The organism is Zetaproteobacteria bacterium, from assembly GCA_003696765.1.
Classification (GTDB): domain Bacteria; phylum Pseudomonadota; class Zetaproteobacteria; order Mariprofundales; family J009; genus RFFX01.
Window position 1 is genome coordinate 1 of sequence record RFFX01000004.1, and the last position, 18,060, is coordinate 18,060.

17 protein-coding genes and 2 tRNA genes are annotated in these 18,060 nt (G+C 66.6%); 3 read left to right on the top strand and 16 right to left on the bottom strand.

Translation table 11 applies throughout. The features are described from left to right. The first annotated feature begins 12 nt into the window (after positions 1 to 12). Positions 13 to 1,791: an asparagine synthase (glutamine-hydrolyzing) gene (gene asnB / locus D6682_00455; protein RMH52949.1), complete on the top strand. Its 1,779-nt coding sequence runs from the start codon at positions 13 to 15 to the stop codon at positions 1,789 to 1,791. After that, positions 1,691 to 2,599, top strand: a complete 909-nt coding sequence (locus tag D6682_00460; GenBank protein RMH52934.1) for a hypothetical protein — start codon at positions 1,691 to 1,693, stop codon at positions 2,597 to 2,599. The genes asnB and D6682_00460 overlap by 101 nt, the downstream gene beginning before the upstream one ends. Before the next feature lie 76 nt (positions 2,600 to 2,675). On the opposite strand, the gene D6682_00465 is transcribed toward D6682_00460, so the two are convergent. Further along, a tRNA-Cys gene (locus tag D6682_00465) sits at positions 2,676 to 2,749 on the bottom strand. Between the two features lie 93 nt (positions 2,750 to 2,842). Then, a tRNA-Gly gene (locus D6682_00470) sits at positions 2,843 to 2,918 on the bottom strand. Positions 2,919 to 3,178: 260 nt separating this feature from the next. Between D6682_00470 and D6682_00475 the strand changes: the two genes are divergently transcribed. Further along, entirely contained in the window at positions 3,179 to 3,979 is an 801-nt protein-coding gene (locus D6682_00475) for a hypothetical protein (protein RMH52935.1), read from the top strand. A 51-nt stretch (positions 3,980 to 4,030) separates the two neighbouring features. On the opposite strand, the gene glmS is transcribed toward D6682_00475, so the two are convergent. From glmS to D6682_00545, 14 genes are all read right to left on the bottom strand, one after another. Beyond that, positions 4,031 to 5,857 (bottom strand): glutamine--fructose-6-phosphate transaminase (isomerizing), encoded by a 1,827-nt coding sequence (glmS, locus tag D6682_00480; GenBank protein RMH52936.1) that lies wholly within the window; start codon positions 5,855 to 5,857, stop codon positions 4,031 to 4,033. Between the two features lie 159 nt (positions 5,858 to 6,016). Then, positions 6,017 to 7,423 (bottom strand): UDP-N-acetylglucosamine diphosphorylase/glucosamine-1-phosphate N-acetyltransferase, encoded by a 1,407-nt coding sequence (gene glmU / locus D6682_00485; GenBank protein ID RMH52950.1) that lies wholly within the window; start codon positions 7,421 to 7,423, stop codon positions 6,017 to 6,019. 79 nt (positions 7,424 to 7,502) lie between these two features. Then, the gene (locus D6682_00490; GenBank protein ID RMH52937.1) at positions 7,503 to 7,910 is read right to left on the bottom strand and encodes a F0F1 ATP synthase subunit epsilon; all 408 of its coding nucleotides are present in this window, start codon (positions 7,908 to 7,910) and stop codon (positions 7,503 to 7,505) included. Positions 7,911 to 7,915: 5 nt separating this feature from the next. Beyond that, positions 7,916 to 9,307 carry a F0F1 ATP synthase subunit beta gene (atpD, locus tag D6682_00495; GenBank protein ID RMH52938.1) on the bottom strand — a complete coding sequence of 464 codons (1,392 nt, stop codon included), beginning with the start codon at positions 9,305 to 9,307 and terminating at the stop codon, positions 7,916 to 7,918. A gap of 38 nt (positions 9,308 to 9,345) precedes the next feature. Next, positions 9,346 to 10,203, bottom strand: a complete 858-nt coding sequence (locus tag D6682_00500) for a F0F1 ATP synthase subunit gamma (protein RMH52939.1) — start codon at positions 10,201 to 10,203, stop codon at positions 9,346 to 9,348. 9 nt (positions 10,204 to 10,212) lie between these two features. Further along, a complete protein-coding gene (locus D6682_00505; protein ID RMH52940.1) occupies positions 10,213 to 11,754 on the bottom strand; it encodes a F0F1 ATP synthase subunit alpha in 1,542 nt (513 codons plus the stop codon). Positions 11,755 to 11,842: 88 nt separating this feature from the next. Beyond that, a complete protein-coding gene (gene atpH / locus D6682_00510; protein RMH52941.1) occupies positions 11,843 to 12,373 on the bottom strand; it encodes an ATP synthase F1 subunit delta in 531 nt (176 codons plus the stop codon). A 111-nt stretch (positions 12,374 to 12,484) separates the two neighbouring features. Beyond that, positions 12,485 to 12,967: a F0F1 ATP synthase subunit B gene (locus D6682_00515; GenBank protein RMH52942.1), complete on the bottom strand. Its 483-nt coding sequence runs from the start codon at positions 12,965 to 12,967 to the stop codon at positions 12,485 to 12,487. Between the two features lie 151 nt (positions 12,968 to 13,118). Next, positions 13,119 to 13,373 (bottom strand): F0F1 ATP synthase subunit C, encoded by a 255-nt coding sequence (locus tag D6682_00520; protein ID RMH52943.1) that lies wholly within the window; start codon positions 13,371 to 13,373, stop codon positions 13,119 to 13,121. A gap of 65 nt (positions 13,374 to 13,438) precedes the next feature. After that, entirely contained in the window at positions 13,439 to 14,260 is an 822-nt protein-coding gene (atpB, locus tag D6682_00525; protein RMH52944.1) for an ATP synthase F0 subunit A, read from the bottom strand. Beyond that, positions 14,257 to 14,700, bottom strand: a complete 444-nt coding sequence (locus tag D6682_00530) for a hypothetical protein (protein ID RMH52945.1) — start codon at positions 14,698 to 14,700, stop codon at positions 14,257 to 14,259. The genes atpB and D6682_00530 overlap by 4 nt, the downstream gene beginning before the upstream one ends. A gap of 171 nt (positions 14,701 to 14,871) precedes the next feature. Further along, a complete protein-coding gene (locus D6682_00535; protein ID RMH52946.1) occupies positions 14,872 to 15,144 on the bottom strand; it encodes a hypothetical protein in 273 nt (90 codons plus the stop codon). Between the two features lie 85 nt (positions 15,145 to 15,229). Further along, complete coding sequence (locus D6682_00540) at positions 15,230 to 16,633, bottom strand: adenosylhomocysteinase (protein RMH52947.1); 1,404 nt, start codon at positions 16,631 to 16,633, stop codon at positions 15,230 to 15,232. Between the two features lie 275 nt (positions 16,634 to 16,908). Continuing rightward, a partial coding sequence (locus D6682_00545; protein RMH52948.1) for a methionine adenosyltransferase occupies positions 16,909 to 18,060 on the bottom strand: 1,152 nt, incomplete at its 5' end.

Below are 18,060 nucleotides of genomic sequence, written 5' to 3' on the forward strand. Positions count from 1 at the left end.
GAGGGGGTGGGGCTGGCGCATCGTCGGCTCTCCATCATCGACCTCTCCCGCCACGGCCACCAGCCGATGCACTTCGCAGGTTGTCGTCTGGTCTACAACGGCGAGTTCTACAACTATCGGAGCATCCGGAAGGAGCTGGAGTCCCGCGGTCACCGTTTCCACGGCTGTAGCGACAGCGAGGTACTGTTGCACGGTTGGGTGGAGTGGGGGGATGGGATCCTGGAGCGCATCAACGGCATCTACGCCTTCGCCGTCTGGGACGGGAAGAGCCGCACGCTGCTCCTCGCCCGTGATCCGATGGGGGTGAAGCCGCTCTACTACACCGAGACCACAAGCGGGTTCGCCTTTGCCAGCGAGCTGAAGGCGTTGACAGCGCTGCCCGATCTGGATCGCTCCATCGATCCGCAGGCGGTCGATGCCTGCCTCGGCCATCTCTGGCTTCCATCTCCATCGACCATGTTCCGCGCCGTACGCAAGCTGGAGCCCGGGCATCTGCTGGCGGTGCGCGACGGCCGGATCGTATCCCGTCGCCCGCCACACGCACCACCGTTCATTCCCACCCCCGGGCAGCAGACGGAGTATCCCCGGAGGGCAGCGGCGGAACGGCTGTCGGAACAGCTCGATCGCGCCGTTCGACGCCAGTTGGTCTCCGACGTGCCGGTCGGCGCCTTTCTCTCCGGCGGGCTCGACTCCAGCGCCGTGGTCGCCCTGGCCCGTCGCCGGCTGGACCGGCTCCCCTGCTTCACCATCACCTTCCGCGACCGTTCGATGGCGGACGAGGGGTTCGCCGACGATCTGCCTTACGCCCGGCGCGTGGCGCGTCACCTGGGGGTGACGTTGCACGAAGTGGAGGTGGGTGCAGCGCTGATCGACGGCCTGGAGCAGATGGTATGGCAACTCGATGAACCCCAGGCCGATCCCGCCCCGCTTCAGGCCGCGCTGATCTGCCGGGCGGCGCACGAGGCGGGAATCAAGGTGCTGCTATCCGGCACAGGCGGCGACGATCTCTTCACCGGCTACCGCCGCCACCGGGCGCTTCTGCTGGAGCGGTGGTGGCGTTGGTGGCCCGCGGCGATACGGCGGAGGTTGCAGCGTTTCGCAGCCACACTGCCCCACTCCTCCGGCACGGGGCGACGCATCGCCCGGGCGTTCCGTTTCGCCGGTGTGGATGAGGAGGAGCGCATCGTCGGCTACTTTCGCTGGCTGGATCCGGAGCGGCAGCGCTGCCTCTACAGCCCGGAGTTTCGGGATGCGGTCGGCACGCCCGCGCCCTTGCGCGACTTCCTTCGCACCCTGCCCGACGGACTCACGCCCCTGCAACGGATGCTCGCTCTGGAGCAGCGATTCTTCCTTGCTGATCACAACCTCAACTACACCGACAAGAGCGGAATGGCATACGGGGTCGAGGTGCGTGTGCCGTTGCTCGATCTCGAGCTGGTCCGCTTCGCCAATCGCCTGCCCGACCGCTACAAGCAGCGTGGCGCCACCGGCAAGTGGCTGTTCAAGCAGGCGATGGAGGGGGTGTTGCCCCGGGAGGTGATCCATCGCCCCAAAACCGGATTCGGTGCACCGGTGCGTCGGTGGCTGCACCACGATCTGCGGGAGATGGTGGGGGACCTGCTCTCCGAGGAGGGGATCAGACGTCGGGGCTGGTTCGATCCCCAGGCGGTCCGGCGAATGATCGCGGACGATGCGGCGGGCCGCATCGATGCGGCCTATTCCATCTTCGCCATGCTCTGCATGGAGCTGTGGTGTCGCCGTTTCGTCGATCGGCGGCAGGAGTGGGGGTGATCCGAGGGTGACCCCGACCGTCGTCCATCTCACCGATCTCCACCTTTACGCCGACGGCGAGCAGCGGCTCAAAGGGGTTCAAACCCTGGCCAGCTTCCGGGCGGTGCAGGGGATGGCCCGGCGGATGGTCCCGCACCCCGACCTGCTGCTGCTCGGCGGGGATCTGGCCCAGGACGAAACGGCGCAGAGCTATCGCCGACTGGCACGGGAACTTGCAGGATGGTGCGCCACGGTGCGGGTGACGCCGGGCAACCATTGTGATCCGCCGACGATGGAGCGTGCCCTCTTTCCTCCGTTGGAAATCCCGCCCCTGGCCGAAGAGGGGGGCGTCCGCCTCGGCCCGTGGATGGTCGTCCCGCTCAACTCCCACGATGGCTCCGTCGCACCCGCCGGACGGCTCGGCGCGCCACTGCTGGAGCGACTGGAGCGGCTGTTGCGCGATCCACCGGCGGAACACCTGCTGCTGGCGATGCATCACCATCCGGTGACCATCGACTGCCCATGGATGGATGCGATGATGCTGGAGGACGCCGACGACTTCTGGCATCTGGTCGATGCAAGCCGCGCGGTGCGCGCGGTACTGTTCGGACACGTCCATCAGGAGCTCGACCGGTGGCGTGGGGCGGTGCGTCTGTTGGCGACGCCCGCCACCTCGATCCAGTTTCTGCCGCGCAGCCGCCGCTTCGAACTCGATCCCCGCGCTCCGGGTTTTCGCCTGCTGACGTTGCATGGCGACGGCACCATCACCACGACGGTACACCGGGTGGAGGGGTTCCTCCCCGACCTCCACGATACCGGATTCTATTGAGGATCGAATCGCAACGAGGCCGTTCGTGGAGGTTGTACCTGACGAGAATCGAAGAGCGCGGTTTGCCGGGGAAATCTGGAGGCAGGGGCGGGAATCGAACCCGCGATAGAGGTTTTGCAGACCTCTGCCTTACCACTTGGCCACCCTGCCACGGGAACGAAAAAAGGGGCGGAAGCCCCTTGGTGTCGGGCGGGGGCGCTGCCCCCGTTCGCGGGTTGCGCAGGTTTGCGGTGCAACCGGATCTGGAGCGGGAAACCGGGTTCGAACCGGCGACCTCAACCTTGGCAAGGTTGCGCTCTACCAACTGAGCTATTCCCGCAAAGCGGAGCGAATGGTGTGCGACGGCGGGAAAAAGTCAAGAGACCCGGCCGGGCAGCCGAGCGGACGATTCCGCTTGACTTCGATGGGGGGGGGGCCACAGTTTGGCGCTCCTCCCTCGTCGTGGGCATCGCGCGGCTGCAGTGAAGTGTGCCGGAGAGGGCAGGGGCGTGCGGCGGCATGCCGGCGGCTGTCGGTCGGGCGATCGGAACGCGCTTTTCGATCACCACCGGGAAAAAACGGGCCTTTTGAGACGAAATCGTGTATCTGGAATACTGGGGGTTGGATCGGTTTCCGTTCGACGACGTCGCCGACGAGCGCTTCTTTTTCCGCTCTCGAGAGATCGATACGGTCGCCGAGGATCTTCATGAGGCGGTGGTGCGCCGGCGCGGACTGGCGGTATTGATCGGGGAGATCGGCTGTGGGAAGACCACCGTCTGTCAACATGTGTTGCTCCAGCTTCCCGAGACCCGCTACCGGATCGTATGGATCACCAACGCCCGCCTCGGCCCCGGTGAGATGCTGGTGGAGATCGGAACACAGCTCGGGCTCGAGATCTCCGGGCGCGATCGCAACGCCATGCTGGAGCAGTTGCGCCGCCACATGGTCGACAACGTCCGCTCCGACCGCGATACGGTGGTCTGCATCGACGAGGCGCAGACCATCCCGGCAAACGAAACCTTCGAGGAGCTGCGCCTGCTGCTCAACTTTCAGCTGGCCAACCGCTTCCTGGTCACCCTGCTCTTCATCGGTCAGCCCGAGCTGCAGAGGATGATCGCGCAGCTCCCGCAACTGCAGCAGCGGGTGGCACTCAACCTCCATCTCGGCCGTTACAGCCAGGAGGAGAGCACCCGTTATCTCCTCTTCCGCCTCCGTTCGGCCGGCTGTTCGCGCCCGATCCTCACCCGCCAGGCGGCGACGGCCGTCCATCGCTACACGCTGGGGGTGCCGCGGCGGATGAACCACATGATGGACCGATGTCTCGCCCTGGGTGCGCGGCGAGGTGCGCGGCTGATCGACAGGAAGCTGGTGGAGGCGACGGCGCAGCTCTACCCCTGCTGACGCTCCCGCCCGCAGGATGATGCGGCGCCGGTCGGATCGGCCGGTGGGTTCCTACTCCACCGTCACCGACTTGGCCAGGTTTCTCGGCTGGTCGATGTCGGTCCCTTTGGCCCGTGCGACGTGGTAGGCGAGCAGCTGCAGGGGGATCGCCGCCAGGATCGGTGCGGTGAAGAGATCCCCCTGCGGGATGGTGATGCGCCCGGCCACCCTGAGCCGATCCGGCGCTGCGCCATCGGGCTCGTCGGTCAACAGGATGACCCGTGCACCGCGCGCCTGCACCTCGCGCAGGTTGGAGAGCACCTTCTCCAGGTGGTACTGCCGCAACGCCAGCACCACCACCGGCATGCGGCGATCGACCAGCGCAATGGGGCCGTGCTTCATCTCGCCGGCGGCATACCCCTCGGCGTGCATGTAGGAGATCTCCTTGAGTTTGAGCGCCCCCTCCAGCGCCAGCGGATAACAGGCCCCGCGACCGAGGAAGAGGACGCCGCGCGCCTGCAGGAAGAGCGGAATCAGCGCCACCACCTCCTCCCGCCGGCGGAGGATCTCCCGGATGGCCCCGCTGCAGCGGCGCAGTGCAGCGAGGTGGCCGGCCACCGCACCGTCGTCGATCGAACCGACCCGGCGGGCCAGCGCCAGCGAAAAGAGGGCCAGGACCGCAAGCTGCGCGGTGAAGGCCTTGGTCGATGCCACCCCGATTTCGGCACCGGCGTGAAGCAGTATGGCGCCGTCGGCCTCGCGCACCATCGAGGAGTGGTCGACGTTGCACAGGGTCAGCGTCCGGTTGTGCGGGGTGCGCTGCCTGAAGAGGCGCAGCGCCTCGAGCGTGTCGGCGGTCTCACCCGATTGCGATAGGGTGACCAGCAGCGTGTTGGGGCCGATCACCGGATTGCGGTAGCGATACTCGGAGGCGACATCCACCTCGACGGGAAGGTTGAGGAAGCCCTCCAGCCAATAGCGGGCGGCCAGCGCCGCATGGTAGGAGGTGCCGCAGGCGACCATGACGATGCGATCGGGCGGCGCGTCGGTATGCAGCCATGGCGCCCGAGGAAAGGTGATGGTTGAACCATCGGTATAACTCGAGAGAATACGCTCGATTACGTCTGGTTGTTCATGGATTTCCTTATCCATGTAGTGTTCGAATCCACCCTTGTCGCCAGCGTTGGAGGTGGCAGGGGTCGTGTGCCAGTCGCGCACCACCGGACGCCCGGATGCATCGAAGAGCGCCAACGATGTGGGGGTGATCCGCCCCCACTCACCCTCCTCGAGGTAAAGCACCTCGTCGGCCAGCGGTGCGACGGAGATGGCGTCGGAGGCGACGAAGACGCCGCGCGCCGCCCGGGCCAACAGCAGTGGACTGCCGCGGCGGGCGAACCACAGGGCATCCGGATCTTCCTGTGAGAGCGCGACGATGGCGAAGGCCCCCTGCAGACGACCGAGGAGGGCGCGCCAGGCCTCTTCCGCCGGGCCCGGCTGCCGCTCGATCAGCCACGGCAGCACCTCGCTGTCGGTCTCCGAACGGAAGCATACACCATCCCCCTCCAGCTCGTCCCGAAGCGGTCGGTGGTTCTCGATGATGCCGTTGTGGACCACCGCCCAGCGCGTACCTAGGTGGGGATGGGCGTTGCAGGCCGAAGGGGCGCCGTGGGTGGCCCAGCGGGTGTGGCCGATGCCGCAGGCACCGGAGACGGGATCCAGCCGGAGCGCCTGTTCGAGGCGGGCCAGCTTCCCCGCCTCCTTGCGGCAACAGAGCCGTCCATCCTCGATCAGGCAGATCCCTGCGCTGTCGTAGCCGCGATACTCCATCGCATGGAGGGCCTGTAGCAGAAGGGGGGTGACATCCCTGCCGGGAACCACCGCACCGATGATGCCGCACATCGCGCCGGTCAGCCCGCCGTTTGCGCGGCCGCCGTTCCCGTCATCGAGGGGAGGCGGCGGGGGAGGCGGAGCGCTGCGCCGTGGTACGGCACCTCTTGGGGGATCGCGTCACCACAGTGGCGCAGGAGGGAAGCAGGCGGGATGGCGGCGGCCCCCGATTCAGCCGTCCCGTCTCTTGCGCGGCCGTTGCCAGTGGGGCAGGTGGCGCTGTTCGGGGCGCGCCGAGAGGGTCAGCCCCCCCTTGCGGACATCCTTGGTCAGGATGCTGCCTGCGCCGACGGTCGCATCATCACCCACGGTCACTGGCGCCACCAGCTTGGTATCGGAGCCGATGAAGACTCGATCGCCGATGGTGGTGCGGTGTTTGTTGGCGCCGTCGTAGTTGCAGGTGATGGTGCCGGCGCCGATGTTGCACTCGCGTCCCATGACGGTGTCGCCGATGTAGCTCAGGTGGTTGACCTTGCTGCCATGGCCGATCACCGACTTCTTCACCTCGACGAAGTTGCCGATGCAGACCGCATCGTCGAGCTCGCTCTCCGGACGCAACCGGGCGAACGGCCCCACCCGGGACCCCTCTCCGACGCTGGCCTGCTCGATATGGCTGAAGGGAAGCAGCCGCACCCCGTCGGCGATCCAACTGTCGCGCACGATGGTATAGGGGCCTACCTCGCAGTTGTCGCCGATGGTGGTCGAACCGAGCAGTTGGGAACCCGCGTGGACGACGGTGTCGTTGCCGAGACGCACGGCATGCTCGATGCGCACGCTCTCCGGCTGTTCGATGGTCACCCCCTGCAGTTGCCAGTCGCGGATCACCCGCTGCTGCATCACCCGCTCCACCTCGGCCAGCTGCACCCGGTTGTTGACCCCCAGCATCTCCAGCGGATCCTCCATGGCACAGCTGCCCACCCGCACCCCCGAACGCAGGGCGATGGGAACGATGTCCGGCAGATAGTACTCCTGCTGTGCGTTGCGGTTCTCCACCTGATGGAGCAGATCGAAGAGGGTGGCATACTGCACGCAGTAGATGCCGCTGCTCACCTCCCGGATCTCCCGCTCCGCCCCATCGGCGTCGCGCTGTTCCACGATTCGTACGATGGAGCCTCCCTCATCGCGCACGATGCGCCCATACCCGACGGGGGAGGGGGGAGTCGCCGTCAGCACGGTGATGCCGGCATCGCTGCTGCGGTGGCAGGCGACCAGCGTCCGCAGCGTCTCCGCCCGCAACAGCGGGGTGTCACCGCAGACGATGAGCACGTCGCGCACGTCGCGGATCACCGTCTCACACTGCCGCACGGCATGGGCGGTACCCAACTGCCGATCCTGCACCACCCAGGAGAGGTTGGCCGGGTCACCGACGTGGGCCCGCACCTGATCGGATGCATGCCCGGTGACCAGCGCGATCCCCTTCGGCTGCAGCGCCTCGACGGTGTGCAGCACGTAGTCGAGCATCGCCCGGCCGAGGATGGGGTGGAGCACCTTGGGGCGCGCGGAACACATCCGCTTTCCCTTGCCGGCCGCAAGCACGCAGACCTGCAGATCGTCCAGCGGTGTGACAGGTGGGGTCATGGCACTGCTCCTGTCGCCGCGCATTCGCGGAGCGCCCTCGGCGCAGGCGGCCATGACGCCCCGGCGCGCATGCCCGTCGTTACTTGCGCTTGCGTTTCTTGAGGAACTCGAGCCTTGCCGCAGTGATGGCCAGTTCGGAGGCGGCTCGGGCGTAGTCGATGTCGCCGCTCTTGCTCTCGTTGAGCTCCTGCGCGCGACGCATCGCCTCCGCCGCCTCCGCCTCGTCGATGTCATGCGCCCGCTCGGCGGAGTCGGCCAGCACGGTGATCATGTCCGGCTGCACCTCGATATAGCCGCCGGAGACGAAGACCTCGTCGATCTGGTCTCCACAGTGGATGCGCAGTTCACCCGGCTTGAGCGCACTGAGCAGCGGGGTGTGGCGGGGGTAGATACCCAACTCGCCGGCGACCCCCGGCGCCACCAGGAAGTCGGCATCACCGCGGTAGACCTCGCGTTCGGCGGTCGCCACCAGGACAGGGACGGCCATCGCGGTTACCCCTTCGCCCCCATCTTCTCCGCCTTCTCCCGCACCTGGTCGATCGACCCGACCATGTAGAAGGCCTGTTCGGGAAGATCGTCACACTCGCCGTTGAGGATCGCCTTGAAGCCGGCGATGGTCTCCTCGCGTTTGACGTAGATTCCCGGAGCGCCGGTGAAGACCTCGGCGACGTGGAAGGGTTGCGAGAGGAAGCGCTGCATCTTGCGTGCACGCGAGACGATCAGCTTGTCCTCGTCGGAGAGTTCGTCCATGCCGAGGATGGCGATGATGTCCTGCAACTCCTTGTAGCGCTGCAGGGTGCGCTGCACGCCGGTGGCCACCTCGTAGTGCTCGATGCCGATCACCTTGGGGTCGAGCTGCCGGCTGGTGGAGTCGAGCGGGTCGACCGCCGGATAGATGCCGAGCTCCGCGATCTGGCGGGAGAGGACGATGGTCGAATCCAGGTGGGCGAAGGTGGTCGCCGGCGCCGGATCGGTCAGGTCGTCGGCCGGCACGTAGACCGCCTGTACCGAGGTGATCGACCCCTTCTTGGTCGACGCGATACGCTCCTGCAGACGCCCCATCTCCTCGGCCAGGTTGGGCTGGTAGCCCACCGCCGACGGCATGCGTCCGAGCAGCGCGGAGACCTCCACGCCGGCGAGCGAGTAGCGGTAGATGTTGTCGATGAACATCAACACGTCGCGCCCTTCATCGCGGAAGTACTCGGCGATGGTCAGGCCGGTCAGCGCCACACGGAGACGGTTGCCCGGCGGCTCGTTCATCTGGCCGTAGACCAGCGCCACCTTGTCGAGCACGTTCGACTCCTTCATCTCGTAGTAGAAGTCGTTGCCCTCGCGCGTGCGCTCGCCGACGCCGGCGAAGACGGAATAGCCGCCGTGCGCCTTGGCGATGTTGTTGATCAGCTCCATCATGTTGACGGTCTTGCCCACGCCGGCACCGCCGAAGAGACCCACCTTGCCCCCCTTGGCGATCGGCGCCATCAGGTCGATCACCTTGATGCCGGTCTCCAGGATCTCCTGCGACGGGGAGAGCTCCTCGAAGGTCGGGGCCGGCTGGTGGATGGAGCGGCGCTCCTCCGCCTCGATGACCGGATCGCCGAAATCGATCCCCCGGCCGAGGACGTCCATGATGCGCCCAAGCGTGGCCTTGCCCACCGGCACCTTGATGGCGTCGCCGGTGTTCTTCACCGGGGTGCCGCGCCGGAGCCCGTCGGTCGAACCGAGCGCGATGGCCCGCACGGTGTTGTCCCCGATGTGCTGCTGGGTCTCCAGGGTCAGATCGGCCTCTTCGATGTAGAGCGCGTTGTAGATCTCCGGCAGATCGCCGGCATCGAATCGGACGTCGACCACCGGGCCGATCACTTGGACGATAGTTCCATCACTCATGGTTGGTTTTGACCTCTCAGATGTTGCTTGTCGCAGCGCTAGCTGGTGGCGGCGCTTCCGGCGACGATCTCCGCGATCTCCTGGGTGATCGCCGCCTGCCGCGCCTTGTTGTAGGTGATGCGCAACTCCTTGACCACGCCGTTGGCGTTGTCGGTGGCCGCCTTCATGGCCACCATGCGGGCGGAGTGCTCACATGCCTTGTTCTCGATCACCGCGTTGAAGATGATCGATTCGACGTACCGCTCGAGCAGGCCGTCGAGCACCTGCCTGCTGTCGGGCTCGTAGATGTAGTCCCAGTAGCCCTCGTGGCCGCCCTCCTCGGGGATGGGGCAGGGGAGCAGCTGCACCGCCTTCGGCCGTTGGGTCATGGTGTTGACGAACTCGTTGCAGACCAGCCAGACCCGGTCGAGCTTCCCCTCGATGAAGGCATCCATCGCCACCCGGGCCACGCCGAGGATGTCGGAGACCTCGGGCGCATCGGGGATCTCCTGCTTGCTGGCCAGGTTGTTGGCCCCGACCCGCCGCATGAAGAGCTCGCCCCGGCGGCCGATCGTCATCACGTCGACCGGAACCCGTTCGCGCTTCATCACCTCGAGGGCCAGGCGCAGCTCATTGTTGTTCAACCCGCCGCAGAGCCCCTTGTCGGTGGTGATCAGTACCAGACCGACCCGACGCACCTCCTCGCGTTCGACCAGGAAGGGGTGGGCGTACTCCGGATGGGCCTGCATCAGGTTGTGGATGACGCGATAGATCCCCTCGGCGTAGGCTCTGGCGTCGCGGGCGCGGTCCTGGGCCTTGCGCATCTTGGATGCGGCCACCATCTCCATCGCCTTGGTGATCTTGGCGGTGTTCTGCACCGCCTTGATCTGGCCGCGGATCTCCTTGGCTGAGGCCATCGGCCGCTCCTAGTAGCTACCGCTGCGCTTGAACTCGGCGATCGCCTCGTCCAGTTCGCCGGCGATCTCGTCGGTGAGCACCGGATCGGCGTCGAACCGGGCCATCATCTCCGCATGTTCGTGGTTGAGATGGGCCAGCAACCCCTTCTCGAAGGAGGGCACCTTCTCCACCTCGACGTCGTTGAGCGCCCCGCTGTTCAGGGCGTAGAGGATGGCGGACATCTCGGAGACCCGCATCGGAGCGTTTTCCCCCTGCTTGAGCACCTGCATGCCGCGCTTGCCCCGCTCGATCTGCTTGCGGGTGGCCTCGTCGAGATCGGATGCGAACTGGGCGAAGGCCGCCAGCTCACGGTACTGGGCCAGGTCGAGGCGCAGGCCGCCGCCGACCTTCTTCATCGCCTTGGTCTGGGCGGCGCCGCCGACACGGGAGACCGACAGGCCGACGTTGACCGCCGGCCGCTGGCCGGAGTTGAACAGCCCGGTCTCGAGGAAGATCTGGCCGTCGGTGATCGAGATCACGTTGGTCGGCACGAAGGCGGAGACGTCGCCGTCCTGGGTCTCGATGATCGGCAGGGCGGTGAGCGACCCGGTCCTCCCCTTGACCTCGCCGTTGGTGAAGTTCTCGACATACTGCTCGCTCACCCTGGCGGCACGCTCAAGCAGACGCGAGTGGAGGTAGAAGACGTCGCCCGGATAGGCCTCGCGCCCCGGGGGACGGCGCAGGATCAACGACACCTGCCGGTAGGCCCACGCCTGCTTGGTCAGGTCGTCGTAGACGATCAGCGCATCCTCACCGCGGTCGCGGAAATACTCGCCCATGGTGCAACCGGTGTAGGGGGCGAGGTACTGCAGCGCCGCCGATTCCGACGCGGAGGCGGAGACGACGATGGTGTGATCGAGGGCGCCGTGCTCCTTGAGGGTGGCGACCACCTTGGCCACGGTGGAGGCCTTCTGGCCGATCGCCACGTAGATGCAGGTGACGCCGGTATCCTTCTGGTTGATGATCGTATCGAGGGCGATGGCGGTCTTGCCGGTCTGGCGGTCACCGATGATCAGCTCGCGCTGGCCGCGCCCGATCGGAATCATGGCATCGATCGCCTTGATGCCGGTCTGCAGCGGCTGATCGACGCTCTTGCGCCAGATCACGCCTGGGGCCACCTTCTCCACCCGCTCGCGCAGGGTGGTGTGGATCGGCCCCTTCCCGTCGATCGGCTGGCCCAGGGCGTTGACCACCCGCCCCTTGAGCTCCGGGCCGACCGGAACCTCGAAGATACGGCCGGTGCAGCGCACCTCGTCCCCTTCGCGCAGATGGAGGTACTCGCCGAAGATGACCGCGCCGACGCTGTCCTCCTCCAGGTTGAGCACCATGGCCATGGTGCCGTCGCCAATCTCCAGCATCTCGCCGGCCATGGCGCCGGAGAGGCCGTGGATGCGGGCGACGCCGTCGCCGACCGAGATGATGGTGCCGACGTTGGCGTCCGCGGAGGCCGCCTCGAAGCCCTTGATCTGCTCCTTGATGATGGAACTGATTTCCGCCGTATCGAGTTTCATGTGGTTACCTCAGTCGATGCGGGGGCCGCCCTGCGGCGTGCCCCAAGTGGTGTTCTGCATGGGTGTGAAGCGATGCGCCGGGCCGCGCTCAACCGGCGAGCGCCGCGCGCATCCCGTGGAGCCGGGTGCGGATGGAGTGGTCGATGCGCCGATCACCGATGTTGACGATGAAGCCCCCGATGATCCGTTCGTCCTGGCGGACGGAGATCTTCAGCTTCCTGCCGACCACCGGCTCCAGCGCGGCGGCGATCCGCTCCCGCAGGGATGCGGGCAGCCGGGTGGCCGCGATCAGCTCCACTGCCACCGTATCGGCATCCCGCTGGATCATCTCCGACAACTGCCGGTCGATCTCCGGCAGCAGGGCGAGCTTGTCCCGGCCGGCGAGAAGGGCGATCAGCCTGCGCAGCTCCTTGGGCATCCGCTTGACCAGTGCCTCCAGCACTCCACGCTTGGCCGCAGCCGGCAAGGCTGGATCCCGCAGCAGCGGGGCCACCTCCGGATGGGATGCCGCCTCGGCCAGCCGATGGAGCGGCGCACGCAGACTCCCGGCACCCTCGTCGCGGATCAACTCGTGCAGAGCCCGCGCGTAGCGACGGGCGATGACCGCTTCGCTACTCATGTCCCCACCCCGTCGTCACGGAAGTCCGGACCAAGGAGCAGACGCCCAGGCCGCCCTCCGGCGGATTTGCACGGCCATCCAGGGCCGGGATGAGAGACTCGTACGATACCATCACGCCTTGCCGTACTCCCGCTCGATGATCGACTCGATCAGGGCGGTATGGCGCTTGGCGTCGAGCTCCGCCTGGATGATCTGCTCCGCCGCCGCCATGGCGATCGAGGCCACCTCGCCGCGAAGCGCCTGCCGGGCACGCTCGGTCTCCGCCGCGATCTCCTCCCGGGCGGCGGCGAGAATCTGCTCGGCATCGCTGCGCGCCTTGTGGACCGCCTCCTCGTTGATCTCCGCCGCACGGCTCTCGGCCCTGGAGAGGATGGCCTGAGCCTCGGCACGGGCCTTGGCGAGCTGCCGCTCCACTTCGGCCTCGGCCTTCTTGCGCTGCTCCTGCCCCGCCTCCGCCGCGGCCAGCCCCTCGGCGATCTTGCGTGCACGCTCCTCCATCATCTCGTTCAGAGGGCCGTAGAGGTGTTTTTTCATCAGCCAGACCAGGGTGAGGAACACCACGATCTGACCGATGAATGTGAGGTCGATACTCATGCCAGATCAGAGCGCAACACGTCCGTCCATGGACGTTTTGCCCGTCGACGGGAATCGAAGCGCGACCCCCTTGCAAACCCCTTGGTTGCCTCTGCAACCTCGGAATCAGCGCGGCCCACCCGGCCGCGGACACCGGCTTCCAGCACGGATGTCATCCGATGAACGGATTGGCGAAGAGGAACCAGAGGGCGAAGGCCATGATGATGAAGGGGAAGGACTCCATCAGACCGGCGAAGATGAACATGTTGAACATCAGCTGGGGCCGCATCTCCGGCTGACGCGCGATCCCTTCCAGCGTCTTGGAGGTGATCAGCCCCCAGCCGATGGCCGACCCGAGACCGGCGGCGGCGAGGATCAGCCCGACGGAGATGGCGGTCGCCGCGGTGATGATCGTGTGTGTGTCCATGTGTGCTACTCCTTTGCGTGTTGTTGGGTGTTGGGGAAGAGTGGGAAATCCTGGACGTCAGGGAATCAGTGTTCGACCGGCTGGTGGGCGATGGAGAGGTAGACGATCGAGAGGATCATGAAGATGAACGCCTGCAGCAGACCGATGAAGAGGTGGAACATGCTCCACCCCAGACCGACGAAGAAGCCGACGATCATCCCCACCGCGCCGCCGCCGAGCAGCAGGAAGGCGATGAGCAGGAAGATCACCTCGCCGGCGAACATGTTGCCGAAGAGCCGGAAGGCGAGCGAGAGGGGCTTGGCCAGCTCCTCGATCAGCTTGAGTACCAGGTTGAGCGGCATGATCACCGGCTTCAGCGGCGCCGGCATCAGGTTGGTGAAGGGCTCGAAGAGCAGCTCCTTGCAGAAGTGGACCGGTTTGAGCCTGAACTCGTAGTAGAGCACCAGGACGAAGACACAGACCGCCATCGCCGCCGGCAGATTGAGATCGTTGGTCGGTACCGGACGGAAGTGGGGGATGCCGAAGAGCGATGCGATGTGGCCCATCAGGTAGGCCGGCAGGATGTCCATGGTGTTGCAGAGGAAGACGAAGACGAAGATGGTCAGCGCCAGAGGGGCGATCAGCGGATTCTCGACCGGGAAGTTGTCCTTCACCGTCTGGTTGACGAATTCGATGATCGACTCGACGAAGTTCTGCATCCCGCCGGGGGTGCCGGCGGTGAGCCGTGCCGCCAGACGCCTGGAGAACCAGACCATGCCCGCCGCGATCAGGATGGTGATCAGCATGGTGTCGAGGTGGATCTGGAGAAAGGGGTTCTCGTCACTCAGCTTCAGGGTCCAGTAGTGGAGGTGGTCCGCGATGCCGTGCTCGTGGCCTTGTTCTGTCAACTCGGAATCTCCCTCTCTTTGTTGCCCGCACATGCGGCGCTCCGGCCAGTTCCTCCCGCCATCCGCGCCGATTCGCCGGCCATCAGGCGGAACCCGGCGAAAAAGAGCGCCGCCTGCGCCGCCGCCATCCCCCCGGCCACCCCCGGCAGCCACAATCCGACCGCATGGCCGAGGGCGAGCAGGGCGAAGACCGAGACGAAACGCCCGGCGGCGATGAGCACCCCCCGGGCGCGACCGATCCGCTCCGGCGGAACCCCGGCAACGCGGCGGGCGAGCTGCAACCCGAGCAGCGCCATCAACAGGGCGCCGTAGCCTGCGGAGGCGGCCATCCGCACCCCGCCGACCATGCCCGCGGCCGCCGCGGCCAGCAGCCCCGCGACGAGCTGGGCCCCCAGCACCGAGCGGGCCGAGGCGCCAGGCTGCATCAGCAGCGGCCCCAACCCGCCAAGGGGCATCCGCGAGCCGTACGGCCATGCCCCGAGAGCGGCCTTCCGACGCCATGCGGGCACCGGCGGGCGGCGCGATTTGTAGCGGGAGGCAGGCTCGATTGCAACGCCCTTGCCTCATCTCCGACGGGCACCGGCCCTTCCTCCCCCGGGGACGACAACGAACTATTCGATGTGATACAGGGTGTTTAGCGCGTTCAGGTAGAGTGTCACCCGATAAGGGTCCACCCCCCTTCCCACAGGGGCGAAGGCGGCGAGGAACGCCTCGGCATAGGCACGTCGATCCCGCATGGAAAGGCGCTTCCAGTCCTCGGCGTCGACGACGCCGTCACCGGAACGGTCGAAGCGGCGTTCGACCTGCGCCGGCGTCTCTCCGGCCGCAGCCGGCAACAGCGGGGGGATCAGCGCAAGGATGAGCAGGAGGGCGGAGCAGGGCACCAACCGGGGCAGGAGGCGTCCGCACCGCCTCCTCCCTCCACCGGAGGTTCTCGTCGCAGCCCCGGGCGGCAGCCTCACGCAGCCGTCAGTAGCGGTAGTGGTCCGGCTTGTAGGGGCCGTCGATCGGCACGCCGATGTAGTCGGCCTGTTCCTGGGTGAGCCGGGTCAGACGCGCGCCGATCTTCTCCAGGTGGAGCCGCGCCACCTCCTCGTCGAGATGTTTGGGCAGGGTGTAGACCCGCTTTTCGTAGCGTTCACCGTGGCAGAAGATCTCGATCTGGGCCAATACCTGGTTGGTGAAGGAGTTGGACATGACGAAACTGGGGTGGCCGGTGGCGCAGCCCAGGTTGACCAGCCGCCCCTCGGCGAGCAGCGTGATCCGCTTGCCGTCGGGAAAGATCACCTGATCGACCTGGGGTTTGACGTTCTCCCAGCGGTACTGCCGCAGCGAGGCGACGTCGATCTCGTTGTCGAAGTGGCCGATGTTGCAGACGATCGCCTGATCCTTCATCGCCGCCATGTGGTCGTGGGTGATGACATGGTAGTTGCCGGTGGCGGTGACGAAGATGTCGGCCAGCCGACACGCATCGTCCATGTGGACCACGCGGTAGCCCTCCATCGCCGCCTGCAGCGCGCAGATCGGATCGATCTCGGTCACCCAGACGGTGGCACCCATCCCGCGGAAGGCCTGGGCGCACCCCTTGCCGACGTCGCCGTAGCCGAGCACGACGCAGATCTTGCCGGCGATCATCACATCGGTGGCCCGCTTGATGCCGTCGATGAGCGACTCGCGGCAGCCGTAGAGGTTGTCGAACTTCGACTTGGTCACCGAATCGTTGACGTTGATCGCGGTGAAGGGGAGTTCACCGCGCGCCTCCATCTGGTAGAGACGGTGGACACCGGTGGTGGTCTCCTCGGTCACCCCCCGGATGGAGGAGAGCCGCCGGGAGTACCAGCCCGGTTCCTCGGCCAGCCGCTTGCGGATGGCGGCGAAGAGCGCCACCTCCTCCTCGCTGGTCGGGTGGTCCAGCAGCGAAGGATCCCGCTCCGCCTTGGCGCCCAGGGTGACCAGCAGCGTGGCGTCCCCTCCGTCGTCGAGGATCATGTTCGGCGTGCCGCCGTCGTGCCACTCCATGATGCGGTGGGTGAACTCCCAGTACTCCTCCAGGCTCTCCCCCTTGTAAGCGAAGACCGGAACCCCCTCGGCGGCGATCGCGGCTGCGGCGTGGTCCTGGGTGGAGAAGATGTTGCACGAGGCCCAGCGCACCTCCGCACCGAGCGCGGTCAGGGTCTCGATCAACACGCCGGTCTGGATGGTCATGTGCAGGGAGCCGGCGATCCGCGCCCCTTTGAGCGGCTGCGCCGAACGGTACTTCTCGCGCACGGCCATCAGACCGGGCATCTCGGTTTCGGCGATGGCCAGCTCCTTGCGGCCAAAGGCGATGGTCTCGGCGGACATATCCGCCACACGGTAATCGGGATTGGACATCGCTGCGTTCACACTCCTGAGCTTGATTCTGATCGCAAAAAGACCGCGTCCATAGGCTGTTTGGCTTCACGGCGATCGAACGCGGTTTTCGATCGCCTTACAATAAGCCGTCGCTTGCATAGGCAAGCTCCCGTTTTGCGCGACCGTCCTGGTCGCGGCCCGGCTGCTTGCGAACCCGCCGGGCATCCGGCTACGGCCGCCTGTCGGTTGATTCTGCCGGCCACTGCGGCACCGCACGCCCCCCCGCCGCGGATCGGAATTCAGTGAGACGACGATCAGAGGCCGACGGCGGCCCTGAGCGCCTCCACCTGGTCGGTCCGCTCCCAGGTGAACTCGGGCAGATCGCGCCCGAAGTGGCCATAGGCCGCGGTCCTGGAATAGATCGGACGCAACAGATCGAGCTGCCGCACGATCCCCTTGGGTCGGAGGTCGAAGACCTCGCGCACCGCAGCGGAGAGCCTCTCCTCGTCCACCTTGCCGGTGCCGAAGGTGTCGATCATCACCGAGACCGGGCGGGCCACGCCGATGGCGTAGGCCACCTGCACCTCGCAGCGGTCGGCCAGCCCGGCGGCGACGATGTTCTTGGCCACGTAACGCATCATGTAGCAGGCGGAGCGGTCGACCTTGCTCGGATCCTTGCCGGAGAAGGCGCCTCCGCCGTGGTGGCCGAATCCGCCGTAGGTGTCGACGATGATCTTGCGGCCGGTCAACCCGCAATCACCGACCGGCCCGCCGATGACGAAGCGACCGGTGGGGTTGATGTGGAAGACGGTTCCGTCGTGGAGCAGGCCGGTCGGCTCGAGCACCGGCTTGACGATCGTGTCGATCACCGCCTCGGCGAGTTCGTCGTGGCCCACCTCCGGGGTGTGTTGGGTGGAGAGGACCACCGCGTCGATCGCCACCGGCCGCTGCTCCTCGTAACGCACGGTCACCTGCGACTTGGCATCCGGCCGGAGAACGTCGAGCGTTCCGGCCTTGCGCACGGCGGCCTGCCGCTCCACCAGCTGGTGCGCGAGGTGGATCGGCGTCGGCATCAACATCTCGTTCTCGTTGCAGGCGTAGCCGAACATCAGCCCCTGGTCGCCCGCGCCCTGATCGAGGTCGAGCCCCTCACCCTCGTTGACCCCCTGCGCGATGTCCGGCGACTGCTTGTCCAGGCTGACCAGCACGGCGCAGCTTCGCCAGTCGAAGCCCATCTCCGAGGAGTTGTAGCCGATCTCCCGGATCGCCCGGCGGACCACCTCGGGGTAGTCGACCACCGCCGTGGTGGTGATCTCCCCGGCGATCACCGCCATCCCGGTGGTGACCATCGTCTCGCAGGCGACGCGCGCGGTGCGATCCTGCTCCAGGATGGCGTCGAGGATGGAGTCGGAGATGCGGTCGGCCACCTTGTCCGGGTGTCCCTCGGAGACCGATTCGCTGGTGAA